Origin of the sequence: Stenotrophomonas sp. LMG 10879, assembly GCF_002750935.1 — a bacterium.
GTDB classification, from domain to species: domain Bacteria; phylum Pseudomonadota; class Gammaproteobacteria; order Xanthomonadales; family Xanthomonadaceae; genus Stenotrophomonas; species Stenotrophomonas lactitubi_B.
Genome location: NZ_PEJT01000017.1, coordinates 34,811 through 49,159, shown reverse-complemented (window position 1 = coordinate 49,159; position 14,349 = coordinate 34,811). Strand labels below are relative to the sequence as shown.

General features: G+C 68.2%; 15 protein-coding genes. 13 read left to right on the top strand and 2 right to left on the bottom strand.

Annotation, left to right across the window (positions count from 1 at the left end):
• Positions 1-227 precede the first annotated feature (227 nt).
• Positions 228-662, top strand: coding sequence for a glyoxalase (locus CR919_RS20035; protein WP_099821515.1), 435 nt, complete (start codon positions 228-230; stop codon positions 660-662).
• A gap of 86 nt (positions 663-748) precedes the next feature.
• Positions 749-1,453, top strand: a complete 705-nt coding sequence (locus tag CR919_RS20030; RefSeq protein ID WP_099821514.1) for an AraC family transcriptional regulator — start codon at positions 749-751, stop codon at positions 1,451-1,453.
• Positions 1,454-1,461: 8 nt separating this feature from the next.
• Here CR919_RS20030 and CR919_RS20025 read toward each other — a convergent pair whose 3' ends face one another.
• Entirely contained in the window at positions 1,462-2,340 is an 879-nt protein-coding gene (locus tag CR919_RS20025) for a sterol desaturase family protein (RefSeq protein ID WP_243380363.1), read from the bottom strand.
• A 354-nt stretch (positions 2,341-2,694) separates the two neighbouring features.
• Here CR919_RS20025 and imuA point away from each other — a divergent pair, with 354 nt between their 5' ends.
• The 4 genes from imuA (at position 2,695) to CR919_RS20005 (ending at position 8,433) form a co-directional block, all read left to right on the top strand.
• On the top strand, positions 2,695-3,309 hold the full coding sequence (imuA, locus tag CR919_RS20020) for a translesion DNA synthesis-associated protein ImuA (RefSeq protein ID WP_099821512.1): 615 nt from the start codon (positions 2,695-2,697) through the stop codon (positions 3,307-3,309).
• Positions 3,310-3,318: 9 nt separating this feature from the next.
• On the top strand, positions 3,319-4,728 hold the full coding sequence (locus CR919_RS20015) for a DNA polymerase Y family protein (protein ID WP_099821511.1): 1,410 nt from the start codon (positions 3,319-3,321) through the stop codon (positions 4,726-4,728).
• Positions 4,729-4,733: 5 nt separating this feature from the next.
• On the top strand, positions 4,734-7,844 hold the full coding sequence (locus CR919_RS20010; RefSeq protein WP_099821510.1) for an error-prone DNA polymerase: 3,111 nt from the start codon (positions 4,734-4,736) through the stop codon (positions 7,842-7,844).
• 82 nt (positions 7,845-7,926) lie between these two features.
• Complete coding sequence (locus CR919_RS20005; RefSeq protein WP_099821509.1) at positions 7,927-8,433, top strand: hypothetical protein; 507 nt, start codon at positions 7,927-7,929, stop codon at positions 8,431-8,433.
• A 102-nt stretch (positions 8,434-8,535) separates the two neighbouring features.
• Here the strand turns inward: CR919_RS20005 and ptsJ are convergent, their stop codons facing one another.
• Entirely contained in the window at positions 8,536-9,822 is a 1,287-nt protein-coding gene (gene ptsJ, locus CR919_RS20000) for a transcriptional regulator PtsJ (protein WP_099821508.1), read from the bottom strand.
• Positions 9,823-9,897: 75 nt separating this feature from the next.
• On the opposite strand from ptsJ, the gene CR919_RS19995 reads away from it, so the two are divergent.
• The 7 genes from CR919_RS19995 (at position 9,898) to CR919_RS19965 (ending at position 14,300) form a co-directional block, all read left to right on the top strand.
• Positions 9,898-10,671, top strand: a complete 774-nt coding sequence (locus CR919_RS19995) for a YggS family pyridoxal phosphate-dependent enzyme (RefSeq protein ID WP_099821507.1) — start codon at positions 9,898-9,900, stop codon at positions 10,669-10,671.
• Positions 10,668-11,381: a glutamine amidotransferase gene (locus CR919_RS19990; RefSeq protein ID WP_099821506.1), complete on the top strand. Its 714-nt coding sequence runs from the start codon at positions 10,668-10,670 to the stop codon at positions 11,379-11,381. Before CR919_RS19995 ends, CR919_RS19990 begins: the two co-directional genes overlap by 4 nt.
• The gene (locus CR919_RS19985) at positions 11,366-11,590 is read left to right on the top strand and encodes a hypothetical protein (protein WP_032975245.1); all 225 of its coding nucleotides are present in this window, start codon (positions 11,366-11,368) and stop codon (positions 11,588-11,590) included. The genes CR919_RS19990 and CR919_RS19985 overlap by 16 nt, the downstream gene beginning before the upstream one ends.
• Positions 11,591-11,658: 68 nt before the next feature.
• Positions 11,659-12,186 (top strand): hypothetical protein, encoded by a 528-nt coding sequence (locus CR919_RS19980; protein WP_099821505.1) that lies wholly within the window; start codon positions 11,659-11,661, stop codon positions 12,184-12,186.
• Positions 12,183-12,722, top strand: coding sequence for a hypothetical protein (locus tag CR919_RS19975; RefSeq protein WP_099821504.1), 540 nt, complete (start codon positions 12,183-12,185; stop codon positions 12,720-12,722). Before CR919_RS19980 ends, CR919_RS19975 begins: the two co-directional genes overlap by 4 nt.
• 148 nt (positions 12,723-12,870) lie before the next feature.
• Positions 12,871-13,380 carry an RNA polymerase sigma factor gene (locus CR919_RS19970; protein WP_099821503.1) on the top strand — a complete coding sequence of 170 codons (510 nt, stop codon included), beginning with the start codon at positions 12,871-12,873 and terminating at the stop codon, positions 13,378-13,380.
• Entirely contained in the window at positions 13,377-14,300 is a 924-nt protein-coding gene (locus CR919_RS19965; RefSeq protein WP_099821502.1) for a FecR domain-containing protein, read from the top strand. The genes CR919_RS19970 and CR919_RS19965 overlap by 4 nt, the downstream gene beginning before the upstream one ends.
• Positions 14,301-14,349: the final 49 nt, after the last annotated feature.

The following is a 14,349-nucleotide window of genomic DNA, read 5'->3' as shown; positions in this document are numbered from 1 at the left end:
ACGGACCGGTCTGCGCGCGGGACCCTCCTCCCGTGCGTGACAACCTGCCTGTCCGGGCCGCGCAGGGCGACCCATCATGTGAAGAGTGTGCGAGGGCGTTCATCGCTGTCAACAGGACCTAAGTCACAGGCGCCACCTGCACGATGGTTATCAGCCCATCACCGGCGGTCATCAGCGGGCCGCGCGAGGCTGCCGATAATGGATCTCCCCGGCGACGAATCGAGCCCATGACCGTACATCGCGACTTCGACCATCTCTGGCGCGACCGCTGTGACACCTCCAGCCAGCGCAGCCCGCGCGTGCTGATCCGGGTATTCGTCGCCCCCGGCGAGCTGGAACGCAGCGTGGCCTTCTACGAGCAGCTGCAGGGTGTGGTCGCCGATGCCGGCTTTCCGTTTCCCGAGGCGGGCCTGCGGCTGGCGATGGTCGGTGCGTTCCTGCTGATCGAAGGCTGCGACGAGGCGCTGGCGCCCTTCACGTCGACCACGGGCACGTTGCTGGTCGACGACGTCCGTCCGTATCACGACAGACTGGTGGCCGCTGGCGCCGAAATCATCTTCCCGCTGCAGGTGGTGCCCACCGGTGCGGCGTTCAATGCGGTGCATCCCGATGGCACCGTGGTCGAGTACGTGCACCATCGGCCGGACCCGCAGGGGCGCTGAGGTGGCGCGCCCCACCTCAGTAGATCCACGCCATGCGTGGATGCCTTGCACCCGAAGCCGTGCGGCACCATGACCGCTATCCACGCATGGCGTGGATCTACAATCCCACCATGTCCTCCCCCGCTCTGCCCTGGAATGGCACCCTGCTGCTGGATGCACACGTTGCCGTGCTGCACGGCCACGCCGGTGACAGCGCTGCGCATGCGCACTACGCCCATCAACTGCTGCTGAGCGAAGGCGCGCCCTGGCAGGTCGAGATCGATGGCGTGCGGCAGCAGGGCCAGCGGTTATGGCTGCCCTCCTTCCAGCCACACGCGATCCTGTCGGCTCCCATTGACGGCTGCACGGTGTTCCTCGAACCGGCGCATGCCGACCTCGAACAGATCCAGCAGCATCTCCAGTCGTTGCCAGGCAATGCCGCGCAACTGCACAAGTGGCTGCCACGGCTGAGCCGCCCGCAACCCCTGGACCGTCGCGTGCAGGCGGCGCTGGCCCGCATCACCCAGCACCTGCCCGGTCCGGTGCCCGCCGCCGATATCGCCGAGGCCGCGCATCTGTCGACCAGCCAGCTGCATCGGCGCTTCCAGTCCGAACTGGCCGTGACCCTGCGCGGCTGGGTGCTGTGGCAACGGCTGCGCAGCGCACTGGCGCATCATCTGCGCGGGCACAGCCTGACCGACAGCGCGCATGCCGCCGGTTTCGCCGACCTGCCCCACCTCTCGCGCAGCCTGCGCCGCATGTTCGGCATCGGCGCCGCGCAACTGCAGGGCCTGCAGCTGCACGCGGCCTGACGCCCCGATCAACCGCGCCTGCGCAGACCTTCCGGAAGCTCCGGCACATCGCCATGCGGCAGCTCGCGGAACGGCGCCAGCAGTTGCGCGGAATACGCCTGCGGATAGTCCGGCTGGCTGCCGATGCCCAGATCACGCTGCCCCAGCCGATAGCCCGGCGCATCGAACGCCGTCCCCAGCAGGTGGTCCCACACGGTCAGGAACAAGCCGAAATTGACGTCGCCCGCAGTGCCATAGCGGATGTGGTGGAAGCGATGCAGCGGCGCCCATGCCATCACCCTGCCCAGCACACCCGGTCGCATGTCCACGTTGGAGTGCTGCAACAGCAACTGGATCGCAATGGCAAACGCCAGCACTGCGGCCACCGGCATCGGCATTCCCAGCAACAGCAGCGGCAATACGCCGCCCACTGCTTCGGCGGCCTGGTGCAGCGGGTGTTTCATCAATCCATTGAAACCGTACATGCGGGTGACGCTGTGATGCACCGCATGCAGCCGCCACAACCAGCCGATGCGATGGCTGGCGTAGTGGACCAGGGTGATGCCAAGGTCAGCCGCGATGATCGCCACCAGCACCTGCAGCGCGAATGGCCACTGCATCGGCCAGATGTGCCAGGGCACGATCGCCGCCAGCAGCGGCACCGTGGCGATCGACAGCAGGTTCAGGCTTTCATTGACCAGCGCATGCAGGACGTCGCGCAGGCGGTCGCCATGGTCGTGGTTGAACGCCGGGTCGTATGGCCACATCCGCTCGGCAGCGAACGACACCGCGATGGCCACAGCCAGCAAGGCAAGCAGCCACAGCGGATCACCGTGATGGTGACCGACCCAGCCGATGGCGGCAGCAACAAAACCCAGCAGGAACAACGGGGCATACAGGCGGAGCATCCAGTGCTTCATGGGCAACCCGGGAAGTGAAGGGCCTGCATGTTGGCGGGGCGTACAGGTGGTCGGCTTGAACAAACGGCGCAATCCCCGCGTCGTCCATCCACGCATGGCGTGGATCTACTGTGGCCAAGCCCCCCATTCCCCAGTAGATCCACGCCATGCGTGGATGCTTTACCTCCTTCAGCAAGCTGAAACCCCACCCTCCGATTTCATTAGTAATATTACTCACAAGCCGAGTAGCATGTCCGGTCTCAGCCCCTGATACCGGCCTGTCGATACTCGCTCCATGCCTGCCGTTTCCGCCCACTTCTGTCGCTTCCCGCCAGCCCGGCGCCTCCCTCGGAGGACCGGCTGATGGGCGCCGTCGTCGCCCTCGACCGCCTGCTGGATGGCCGCCAGGTCTGGCGCGGGCCGGCACGCCAGGGGCAGGCCAGCGACCATCTGGCCAGTGGCCACCCGGCGCTGGACGCGCGCCTGCCCGGCGGTGGCTGGCCGGCCAGCGGGCTGTGTGAAGTGCTGCAGGCCGCACCCGGGGTCGGCGAACTGGCCCTGGTCTGGCCGGCGCTGGCAAAGCTGAGCCAGCGCGAACGGCCGATCGTGCTGGTCGCCCCGCCCTACCACCCGCATGCCCCCGCATGGGCCGCCGCCGGGCTCGACCTGGCCCAGCTGCAGATCATCCACGCCGCACCAAAGCAGGCCCTGTGGGCGACCGAGCAGTGCCTGCGCTCTGCTGCCTGCGCCGCCGTGCTGTGCTGGCCGCAGCAGGCCGACGATCGCGCCCTGCGCCGCCTGCAGGTTGCCGCCGACAGCGGCCAGTGCCTGGGTTTCGTGTTCCGCGAGGCACGCGCCGCCCGCAACCCCTCCCCGGCCAGCCTGCGCCTGCAGCTCGACCACGGCCAGGTGCGGGTGCTGAAGTGCCGCGGCGGGCTGCCACCGGCGCAGCCGTTGCCGCTGGCCATCGCCCACTGAGGCCGCGCCATGCACTGGGCCTGCCTGTTGTTGCCGCAGCTGGCGCTGGACAGCGTGCTGCGCCTGCAGCCCGATCCGCAGCGGCCGCTGGTGCTGCTGCAGGGGCCGGCGCAGCGTCGTGTGCTGCGTGCGGTCAGCCCTGCCGCGCGGGCAGCGGGGCTGCGCCCAGGCATGCTGCTGTCGGCTGCGCAGGTACTGGTGCAGGACCTGCAGCTGCATGACTACGATCCCAGCGCCGAACAGCACACCCGGCAGTTGCTGGCCAGCTGGCTGTATGCCACCAGCTCGCTGGTCAGCCTCGATTTTCCGCATGCGCTGGTGCTGGAAATCGGTGCCAGCCGTGCCCTGTTCGGCGATTGGCTGACGATCGAACAACGCCTGCGCAACGGCCTGCACGACCTCGGCTTCCGCCATCGCCTGGTCGCCGCCCCCAACCCGCATGCCGCGCGCGTGCTGGCCAATGTGCACGATGGCCTGGGTATCGATGCACAGCAGTTGCCCGCCGCACTGGCGCAGCTGCCACTGGCGCGTAGTGGCCTGCCCGTTGATGCGGTGACCGTGCTGGCACGCTCCGGCCTGCGCACGCTGGGCGCGGCCTTCGACCTGCCACGCGAGAGCCTGGCCCGCCGCTTCGCCCCCGAGGTGCTGCAGCAGCTGGATGCCGTGCGCGGCCTGGGCAACGCGCCGTTGCGCTATTACCAGCCGCCGGACCGGTTCGATGCGCGCATCGAATTCGAATACGAGATCGAATCCAGCCAGGCCCTGCTGTTCCCGCTGCGGCGCCTGCTGCTGGACCTGGCCGCGTTCCTGTGTTCGCGCGATGGCGGCGTGCAGCGTTTCGACCTGCATTTCGAACACGACCTGCTGCCAGCCAGCGTGCTGACCATCGGCCTGCTGGCCCCCGAACGAGATGCGGCGCTGCTGTTCGAGATCGCGCGCAACCGCATGGAAGCCTTCGCCCTGCCCGCCGGCAGCCGTGCATTGCGCCTGCAGGCCGAGCAGCTGCCGCCGTTCGTGCCGGCCGCACGCGATCTGTTCGATACGCGTCCAGCGCAGGCGATGCCATGGACCCAGCTGCGCGAGCGCCTGCGTGCACGGCTGGGCGATGACGCCGTGCAGCCACTGGCCGTGCAGGCCGACCACCGCCCTGAACGTGCAAGCGGCACTCAACCGCCGGCCAAGCCACCTGCCTGGTGGCCGCTGCGCCCCGGCTGGCTGCTGGATACGCCGCAGCCGCTGCGCGATCCGCGCCTGCGCATCGTCGCCGGGCCTGAGCGGATCGAATCGGGCTGGTGGGACCAGGCCGATGCGCGCCGCGACTATTACGTGGTGGAAACCGCGCAGGGCCAGCGTGGTTGGGCCTTCCGCACGCGCAATGATCCGCATGCACCGTGGATGCTGCACGGCTGGTTCGGTTGAGCCCCATGCACACCGACCTGCCCGGGTACGCCGAGCTGCATTGCCTGTCGGCCTTCAGTTTCCAGCGTGGCGCGTCCACCGCCGAGGAGCTGTTCGCGCGCGCCGCCGGCCAGGGTTACCGCGCACTGGCGATCACCGACGAATGCTCGCTGGCCGGCATCGTGCGGGCCTGGCAGGCGGCGAAGACGCATGGCGTGGCGCTGATCGTCGGCGCCGAATTCCAGGTTGAAGATGGGCCGAAGCTGGCCCTGCTGTGCACCGACCAGGCGGCCTATGCCGGGCTGTGCCAGCTGATCACCACCTGCCGTCGGCGGGCGCCCAAGGGCGAATACCGCTGCCTGCGCGAGGATCTGCATGGACTCCCCGACGGCCTGCTGTGCCTGTGGCTGGACCGGCAACCGGCAGCCACCGATCTGGAACTGCTGCGCCGTTGTTTTCCGCAGCGCCTGTGGCTGGCGGTGGAACTGCATCACGAACACGACGACACGCGCCGGCTGCACCAATTGCAGGCCTTCGGCGAACGCCACCAGTTGCCCCTGGTCGCCAGTGGCGACGTGCACATGCACGTGCGTCGGCGCCGCGCCCTGCAGGACACGCTGACCGCGATCCGCCACCGCTGCAGCGTGGCCGAAGCCGGCTGGCGGCTGTTTGCCAACGGCGAGCGCCATCTGCGCCCACGCACCGCACTGGCCCAGCTGTATCCGCCCGACCTGCTGGCTGAAACCCTGCGCATCGCCGAACGCTGCCACTTCACCCTGGACCAGCTGAAATACACCTACCCACGCGAACTGGTGCCCGAGGGCCACGACCCGGACAGCTGGCTGCGCGCCTTGGTCGAGAAGAATATTTCCTGGCGTTGGCCAAAGGGCATCAAGCCCGCGCAACGTGAGCAGATCGAACACGAGCTGGACCTGATCGCGAAGAAACAGTACGCGTCCTACTTCCTCACCGTGCAGGACATCGTAGGCTTCGCGCGCAGCAAGGACATTCTGTGCCAGGGGCGCGGTTCGGCGGCCAATTCGGCGGTGTGTTTCGTACTGGGCGTGACCGAGATCGACCCGGCACGCAGCAATCTGCTGTTCGAGCGCTTCATCTCCGCCGAGCGTGATGAACCACCGGACATCGACATCGACTTCGAGCACGAGCGCCGCGAGGAAGTGCTGCAGTACGTGTTCAACCGCTATGGCCGCGAGCGTGCCGCGTTGACTGCGGTGGCGATCAGCTACCGTGGCCGCAGCGCGATCCGCGATGTCGCCCGTGCGCTGGGCCTGCCGATGGACCAGGTCAACGAACTGGGCGCGGCGATGGATCATTGGGGCGGCAACATCCCGCTGCCGGAGACCCTGCGCGAGCGCGGCTTCGATCCGGAAACACCGTTGATGCGAAGGCTGCTGGCATTGACCGGCGAGCTGATCGATTTTCCGCGCCACCTGTCGCAGCATCCGGGCGGCTTCGTGATTTCCGAACACCCGCTGTCGACCCTGGTACCGGTGGAAAACGCGGCGATGGCCGACCGCACCGTCATCCAGTGGGACAAGGACGACCTGGACGCCACCGGCCTGATGAAGGTCGACTGCCTGGCACTGGGCATGCTCACCGCCATCCGCAAATGCCTGGCGATGCTACAGCAGCATGGCCTGCATGCAGGGCGGATGGATGCCATTCCTTCCAAAGATGCCAGGACCTACGACATGATCTGCGCCGCCGACACCATCGGCGTGTTCCAGATCGAATCGCGCGCGCAGATGGCGATGCTGCCACGCATGCAGCCGCGCAATTTCTATGACCTGGTGATCGAGGTAGCAATCGTGCGCCCCGGCCCGATCCAGGGCGACATGGTCCATCCCTACCTGGAACGTCGGCGGATCCTGCGCGAACAAGGGCCGGATGCGTTGAACGATCCGGACAATCCACTCTATCCCGCCCGGTTGGAGCGCGTATTTGCCCGCACGCTCGGTGTGCCGTTGTTCCAGGAACAGGTGATGCAGCTGGCAGTGGACGCGGCTGGCTACACCGCAGGCGAAGCCGATGCACTGCGCCGCTCGATGGCCGCCTGGAAGCGTCGTGGCGGCCTGGAACCGCACCGCGAAAAGCTGCTGACCGGCATGTTGGAAAACGGCTTCAGCCTGGAATACGGCGAACACCTGTTCGAGCAGATCAAGGGCTTCGGCGATTACGGTTTTCCGGAAAGCCACGCCGCCAGCTTCGCCCTGCTCACCTATGCCAGCTGCTGGCTGAAATGCCATCATCCGGCCGCGTTCACCGCCAGCCTGATCAACAGCCAGCCGCTGGGCTTCTACAGCCCCGACCAGCTGCTGCAGGATGCGCGCCGGCATGGCATCACGGTACTGCCGGTGGACGTGCGCCACAGCGACTGGGACTGCACGCTGGACTTCAGCAAAGGCGCGGCGGCAATCCGTCTCGGCCTGCGCCTGGTCGATGGCTGCAGCGAACCGGCCGCGCAGGCCATCATGCGCGAACGCGCGCGGCGCCCGTTCGACGACGTCGGCGATCTGTGCCAGCGCACCGCGCTGGACCGGCGCCAGCAGGGCCTGCTCGCCGACGCCGGCGCCCTTCGCGGCCTCAGCGGCCATCGCCACCGTGCGCGCTGGGATATCTCCGGCGTGGAGAACCGCCTGCCGTTGTTCGACCAGGCCCGCGCCACTGCCGAAGCACGCGTGGCCCTGCCCCTGCCCAGCGCCTGGGAAGACATGCAGGCCGACTACCGCAGCACCGGTACCACCTTGGGCCGCCATCCGATGTCGTTCCTGCGCGCGCAGCTGCGAACCCGTGGCTGCCTCGATGCCGCGCAGCTGGCCAACCACGGCCATGGCCGGCGCGTGCGCATCGCCGGCCTGGTACGCATGCGCCAGCGCCCGCAGACCGCCAGCGGCGTCACCTTCCTTACCCTGGAAGATGAAACCGGCATGGTCAACGCCGTGGTCTGGCGACATCTGGCCGACCGCCAGCACCACATCCTGGTAGATACGCAGCTGATGCAGATCGACGGCCGACTGGAACGCGTGGATGGCGTGCAGCATGTGATCGTGCAGCGCATGCACTGCCTGGACGAACTGCTGCAGGGACTGCGCAGCCACAGCCGCGACTTCCATTGACGATACACATCGTCACACAACGAACTGGCCACGACCGACCGGATTCCGCTATCGTCGGCCACGTCCAAGGAAGGAATACACAATGGCGCGTGCCCTGACCCTGACCACCCTGGTGGTCGCCATACTTGCGTTGCTCGTGTCCGGCTGGACCGCCTGGAACCTGCATCGCAGCCAGTCACCGCAACGCGTGATCGAAGCGCGCGGCCTGATCATCCACGATGCCAGCGGCCAGCCGCGGGTGATCCTCGGTGCACCGGTCCCCGATCCCCTCAGCCAGGGCCGCCCGCAGGGGCCGCGTGCCACCGCTCTGTCCGGCCTGATCCTGCTCGGCCCCGATGGCTCCGAGCGCGGCGGCTACGGCACCAGCGACCGGGGTGGCGAAGCCCTGCTGACCCTGGACGATGCCACCGGCACCACCGAAGTCTTCAAAGTGGTGGCCAACCCGGACCGCGGCGCCAGCCTGATGGTCAAGCACCAGAACAACACCGGCGCCATGCTGAGTTCCTGGCAGGGCAAGCCGGAGCTGGTGTTCCTCGACGACAGCGGCCAGTCCTACTACGTGCGCCCCGGCGCCAGCGCCGCGCCCTGATCTGCTTTTGTAGAGTCGAGCCATGCTCGACTTTGCTTCACCTTTGTAGAGCCGAGCCATGCTCGGCTGCCGTTGGCAGAAGCAGTCGAGCATGGCTCGACTCTACCAACCGCACACCGCCGCCAGATCATCGGCAAGGTGCCGCAGCTGCGCCGCCCCCAGCGCTGCACAGGTGATGCGCAGCCCATGCGCCGGTGCAGACACGGCAAAGACTTCCCCCCCACGCACATGCCAGCCACGCGCCGCCAACGCCAGCACCTGCGGTGTGCTGTCGGCGGGCAGGGGCAGCCACAGATTCAAGCCTTCCATCGGCGTGGGTGTGGGCAGCCCACGCGCCTGCAACAGCGCCTGCAGACCCTGCAGCCGCTGCTGGTAGCGCTCACCGGCCGCAATGACCTTCGCCCGTTGCTGCGCCGACTCCAACACCGCACTGACCGCATCCTGCAACAGATGGCTGACCCAGCCGGTGCCCGCCGCCAGCCGCAGACGCAGGCGCGCCGCGGTCTGCTCATCGCAGGCCAGCCAGGCCACGCGCAGGTCCGGGCCCAACGCCTTGGACAACGAACGCAGCAACGCCCACCGCCGACCGTCCATCGGCAACACCGAGTGATAGGCCTGTTGCGAGAGCAGCGCGTAGTGATCGTCGATCAGCACCGCCACCTGCGGATAGCCGGCCAGCAGCTGGCGCAGTGCACGCGCTCGCTTCGCATCCAGGCTGGCACCGGTGGGATTGTGTGCGCGCGGAGTCAGCAGCACCGCGCGTGCACCTGCATCCAACGCCTGCCGCAATGATTCCACCTGCATGCCGTGCGCATCCACCGCCACCGGCAGCGGCGCGTGTCCGGCCGCACCGAGGACATTGAGGCTGCCCAGGAAACAGGGATCCTCCACTGCGATGCGGTCCCCCGGCAGCAGCCACGCCGACAACAGACGCTCGATACCATCGACCGCGCCATGGGTCAGTTCCAGCGCATAGCCCGGCGGGCAATCGGCATCCAACGAAGCCCGTGCCAGGCGTTGCATGCGTGGATCGACCGTCTCCACTCCATACAGGCGCGAGGCCGCCGCGGCCACGCGCAGGCTGGGCAGGCAGCGCGGATCCGGATTGCCGCCGGCCAGTTCATGCAGGGCCAGCCCCGGCGCACTGCCCTCGCGCGCCATCGTCGCCGGCAGGCCGCGCACCACGGTGCCGCGACGCCCTGCCGTACTGGCCAGGCCCGCCGCGTCCAGCCGCTTGTAGGCGGCAGCCACGGTATTGCGGTTGACCCCCAGCTGATCGGCCAGATCCCGCACCGGAGGCAGCACGCTGCCCGCTGACAGATGGCCGCTGCCGATGCCCTCGCGGATGCTGTCGAAGATCGCTTCGGCACTGCTCCCGGTGATTTTCATTTTGTCCTATGCCAAACTATCTCTTGTCCTGTGCCAGTGTATCCCACCCTGGCCACCCCGCACCGGAGGTGCCCCATGTCCCTCGCCCCCGCCGACTGGCCCGTCGCCCAGTCCGTCGAACAGATCGCCGCCAACCTGGCCACCGTTCGCCAGCGCATCGCCAGCGCCTGTGCCCGCGCCGGTCGTGATCCGGCCAGCGTGCGCCTGCTGCCGGTCAGCAAGACCGTCGATGAAGCACGCATCCGCATGGCCGTAGCCGCCGGTTGCCACGAACTGGGCGAAAACAAGGTGCAGGAGGCGCAGCGCAAGGCCGAGGCCATGGCCGACCTGGGCGTGCACTGGTCGGTCATCGGCCACCTGCAGACCAACAAGGCCCGCTACGTCGCACGCTTCGCCAGCGAGTTCCAGGCGCTGGACAGCCTGCGCGTGGCCGAGGCGCTGCAGCAGCGGCTGCTGCTGGAGGACCGCACGCTGGATGTGTTCGTACAGGTCAACACCTCGGCCGAGCCCAGCAAATACGGCCTGGAGCCGGCCGCGGTGGCCGACTTCGTGCAGCAGCTGCCCGCCTTCGACCGCCTGCGCGTGCGTGGCCTGATGACCCTGGCCATCTTCACCCCCGAGGTAGAACGCGTACGCGCCTGCTTCGTGCGCCTGCGCGAGCTGCGCGACCAGCTGCAGCAGACGGCGCCGGCTGGACTCGACCTGTCGCAGCTGTCGATGGGCATGTCCGGTGATTTTGAAGTCGCCATCGAGGAAGGCGCCACCGTCGTCCGTGTCGGCCAAGCGATCTTCGGTGCACGCTCCACGCCCGACAGCTTCTACTGGCCCACCCCGGGAGCACCCGCATGAAGCGCGCCGTTGCCCTGCAGCACGTAGCGTTTGAAGATCTTGGCACCCTGCAGCCGCTGCTGCTCGCGCAAGGGTGGCAGGTGCAGGTCCTGCAGGCAGGCGTGGATGCACTCGATGCCGCCGAAGATGCCGATCTGCTGGTGGTGCTGGGGGGCCCGATCAGCGTCAACGATGGAGCTGCCTATCCGTTCCTCGCCGACAGCATCGCGCTGCTGCAGCGTCGACTGCAGCAGCAGCGACCGACGCTCGGCATCTGTCTCGGCGCCCAGTTGATGGCACGCGCACTGCACGCCGACGTCGCCCCCACCGGTGGCAAGGAAATTGGTTTCGCACCGCTGCTGCTCACCGACGAAGGCCAGCGCTCGCCATTGCAGGCATTGCAGGGCATCCCGGTGCTGCACTGGCATGGCGAAGCCTTCGAACTGCCGGTCGGCGCACGCCGCCTCGCCAGCACGCCCGCCTGTCGCCACCAGGCCTTCGCCATCGGCCACCACGCCCTCGCCCTGCAATGCCATCCCGAACTGGACGCGCGCGAGTTCGAGCGCTGGCTGATCGGCCATGCGCTGGAACTGGCCGCGGCCGGCATCGATCCCATCGACCTGCGCGCGCAGGCCCGTCGCTATGGCGGGCCGCTGGCAGCCGCGGCGACCGCGATGTTCCATCAGTGGCTGCACGACCTACCGGAGACCCGCCCATGCACTACCGCCTGACCATCCAGCACAACGGCATCCATTGGGGCCATGTCGACTGCGACGGTCCCAACGCGCTGCAACGCATCGATGCCATCGCCGCGCGCCTGCCCGCCGCCGAAGGCTTCACCCTGCAACGGCAGAAGGGCATCGGCGAGGAGCGCATCCTCTCCAGCACCGCCGATGGCCTGCGCGTGCTGGCCGCGCAGATCCAGTACCGCGATCTCTGACCATCGCGCCGGGTGCCGGCCAGCGGTCGGCACTACCCGGCTACCCACTCCCGTGCGAAGCTTCACGCATGTTGAAACTGTCACGCGGCACCATCGACGGCCTGCGCATTGCCCCACGCTGGCCCGCGTCACAGGTCATCGTCGAGGCCGAGGTCCTGCAACGCCTGCTCGATGCGCAGGCACGGCTGCCGTCCACCCTGCGCCTGCTGGTCACCCGCGGCTTCGAATGCAGCCAGGGACAGCTGGGCGGCTTCCGGCGCGTGGTCCGGCGGCTGGGCATCGCCGTGTTCCGCTGCTGCTATCGGCATCGCCATGATGAGATCGACGCCATCTTCGGCGCCAATGGCCACGACCTGGACGGGAGCCATGTGGATGTCTCGCTGATCCTGCACGGCCAGCGCCTGCGCCTGCTTCCGCTGGGCGTGTTCACTCCACTGCGCTGGCAGCAGCGCCGCGTCAGCCGCCATGCCGACGCCGTTGCAGCGGCCAAGGACGCACTGCAGCAGTCCGGCTTCGATCTGCACCCCAACGCCACGGAGAGCCTGCAGATCCACTGCGACTACCGCGGCACCACGCTGGCGGAACCGTCGCATTGATCGACGTTCCCCGCGCGCTGCAGGCAAACTGCACCGACCTTCAGCAACGGCTGGGCCGGATCGACAACCTGTCGGGCAGTGGTGAACGCAGCCTCATCATCGAAGGAGAGCTGCTGAGGTTCCCCTATCGTATCTACGCCGACGCCACGGACCTGTTCCGGCTCGCATCCCAACTGCAGGGCGATACGCGCGCCCTCTGCCTCTGCCTGCTCTCGCGTCACTGCGACGGACATGTACGGCAACGTGCGATCGAGACGCTGAGGCCCTCACCGATGCCCTGGGTGCATGCCTTCCAGCTGACCTTGCTGGGGGAGTACGTGGACGAGATCGCATCGGCCGTGGCGATCCAGGCGCAACAGACCGGCCTGCAGCGCTATGCCGCGCTCATCGGCGAGAACCGCGCCTTCGTCGACCTCTGCCGGCAACGCGCCGCCAGCTACTGGGATGCCTACTACCGCGCCCGCTACTCCGGCCTGCACCTGTTCCCGGCCCACCGCCTGCTGCTGCAGATGGCCCACGCCGCGCGCTCGCCGTAGCGCTCTCCGCACTCGCCAGCGCACATCCGCTCGGCACTACCGCAAGACGGGCACCTCCCGTAGATGCAAATGATTCTCCTTTACTGTAAAGTAATGCCGCTGCCCTTGCCGCCGCGGGCTGTTCCCTTCCCCAGCCTTCGCCCGCCCCGTGCCCACACCTGTCGAATCGACGGATGTCGCGCAGCTGTGCGCCGCCCACTATCGGCCGCTGCACGCCCACGTCCGTCGCAAACTCCCACAACGCAGTGACGCCGATGATGTCGTCCAGGAAACTTGGCTGCGTGTCGTCAAAGTCGCCGCCAGCGGCCTGCTCAGCAATGGCCGGGCCTACCTGTATCGCGTCGCCCACAACCTGATCGCCGACCACTATCGCCTGATCCAGCGGCGTCGCGAAGAGGCCCTGGACGACGCGCAGCTGCAGGCCATCGCCGATCCCGCCCCGTTGCCCGAGCAATGCCTGCTCGATGCCGAACAACTGCGCCACCTCGACGCGATCATCGCTGCCCTGCCGCCGCGCTCGCGCGAAGTGTTCCTGCTGGCACGCATCGAACAGCTCAGTCTTGCCGACATCGGCCGCCAGCTCGGCATCAGCCGGCAGACCGCGCATGGCCATCTGCTGCGCGCGCTGGTGGCCCTGCAGCAGGTGCCCGCTGCATGAGCCAGGATCCGATCGCCCGCGAAGCAGCGCGCTGGTGGCTGCATGCGCACGACGAACAGCGCGACGAAGCTGCCTTCAGCCAGTGGTACGAGGCCGATCCGCGCCACGCGGCGCAGTACCAGCACCTGTTGCAGCTGTGGCAGGCCGGCGCCGCGTTGCCGAGCCTGCAACGGCAACAGCAGCGTCGCCAGCGCCGGCGCCTGCGCGAAGCCGGCATCGCCGTGCTGCTGCTGTGTGCGCTCGGCCTCTACACCCGGCACAACGCCCTCCCGCCGGAACAGACACTGCGCACGGCATCAGGCGAAATCGAAGAGGTGCGCCTGCAGGACGGTTCGCGCCTGCAGCTCTCGCCGGACAGCGAACTGGGCGTGCGCATCGATGCCAACCGGCGTGCGCTGCAGCTGCGGCATGGCCAGGCCTGGTTCCAGGTCGCACCTGATCGCGACCGTCCGTTCCAGGTGCATACGCCGCACGGTACGGTCACGGCGCTGGGTACTGCCTTCGACATCGCGGTCAGTGGCGATGCCAGCGTAGTGACCGTCACCGAACACCAGGTGCGCGTGGACAGTGGCTCGGGCAGCAGCGAAGCGGCCGCCGGCCAGCAGCTGCGCTTCGATGGCACGGCGCCCTCGGCCCCGCTAGCAGCAGCCTCGGCGCAGCTGGCATGGCGCGAACGCCGGCTGGCCTGGGTCTCCGCGCCACTGGCTGCCGTCGTCCAGGATCTGGATCGCTGGCACGGCGGCCATACCTGGATCGCCGGCGACGCACTGCGACAGCAACCGGTCACGGTGCTGGCCGACGCGGATACGGCCGCGCGCAGCCGCGACCAGCTGGCCGCCGAACTGCACGTGCGCGTTGTCCGTATCGGGCCCAACCTGCAGGTGTGGCTGCCGGCCAAGGCCTCGTCCGATGCACGCTGAACGCATCGACCCTGACATCCGGGCCGCTGCTGCGTCTTCCCAGGGTGAC

What these genes read in the sequence shown, in the direction of transcription:
- CR919_RS20035 (WP_099821515.1), top strand. Translation starts at nt 228, where the DNA reads ATGACCGTACATCGCGACTTCGACCATCTCTGGCGCGACCGCTGTGAC.
- CR919_RS20030 (WP_099821514.1), top strand. Translation starts at nt 749, where the DNA reads ATGGCGTGGATCTACAATCCCACCATGTCCTCCCCCGCTCTGCCCTGG.
- CR919_RS20025 (WP_243380363.1), bottom strand. Translation starts at nt 2,340, where the DNA reads ATGCTCCGCCTGTATGCCCCGTTGTTCCTGCTGGGTTTTGTTGCTGCC.
- imuA (WP_099821512.1), top strand. Translation starts at nt 2,695, where the DNA reads ATGGGCGCCGTCGTCGCCCTCGACCGCCTGCTGGATGGCCGCCAGGTC.
- CR919_RS20015 (WP_099821511.1), top strand. Translation starts at nt 3,319, where the DNA reads ATGCACTGGGCCTGCCTGTTGTTGCCGCAGCTGGCGCTGGACAGCGTG.
- CR919_RS20010 (WP_099821510.1), top strand. Translation starts at nt 4,734, where the DNA reads ATGCACACCGACCTGCCCGGGTACGCCGAGCTGCATTGCCTGTCGGCC.
- CR919_RS20005 (WP_099821509.1), top strand. Translation starts at nt 7,927, where the DNA reads ATGGCGCGTGCCCTGACCCTGACCACCCTGGTGGTCGCCATACTTGCG.
- ptsJ (WP_099821508.1), bottom strand. Translation starts at nt 9,822, where the DNA reads ATGAAAATCACCGGGAGCAGTGCCGAAGCGATCTTCGACAGCATCCGC.
- CR919_RS19995 (WP_099821507.1), top strand. Translation starts at nt 9,898, where the DNA reads ATGTCCCTCGCCCCCGCCGACTGGCCCGTCGCCCAGTCCGTCGAACAG.
- CR919_RS19990 (WP_099821506.1), top strand. Translation starts at nt 10,668, where the DNA reads ATGAAGCGCGCCGTTGCCCTGCAGCACGTAGCGTTTGAAGATCTTGGC.
- CR919_RS19985 (WP_032975245.1), top strand. Translation starts at nt 11,366, where the DNA reads ATGCACTACCGCCTGACCATCCAGCACAACGGCATCCATTGGGGCCAT.
- CR919_RS19980 (WP_099821505.1), top strand. Translation starts at nt 11,659, where the DNA reads ATGTTGAAACTGTCACGCGGCACCATCGACGGCCTGCGCATTGCCCCA.
- CR919_RS19965 (WP_099821502.1), top strand. Translation starts at nt 13,377, where the DNA reads ATGAGCCAGGATCCGATCGCCCGCGAAGCAGCGCGCTGGTGGCTGCAT.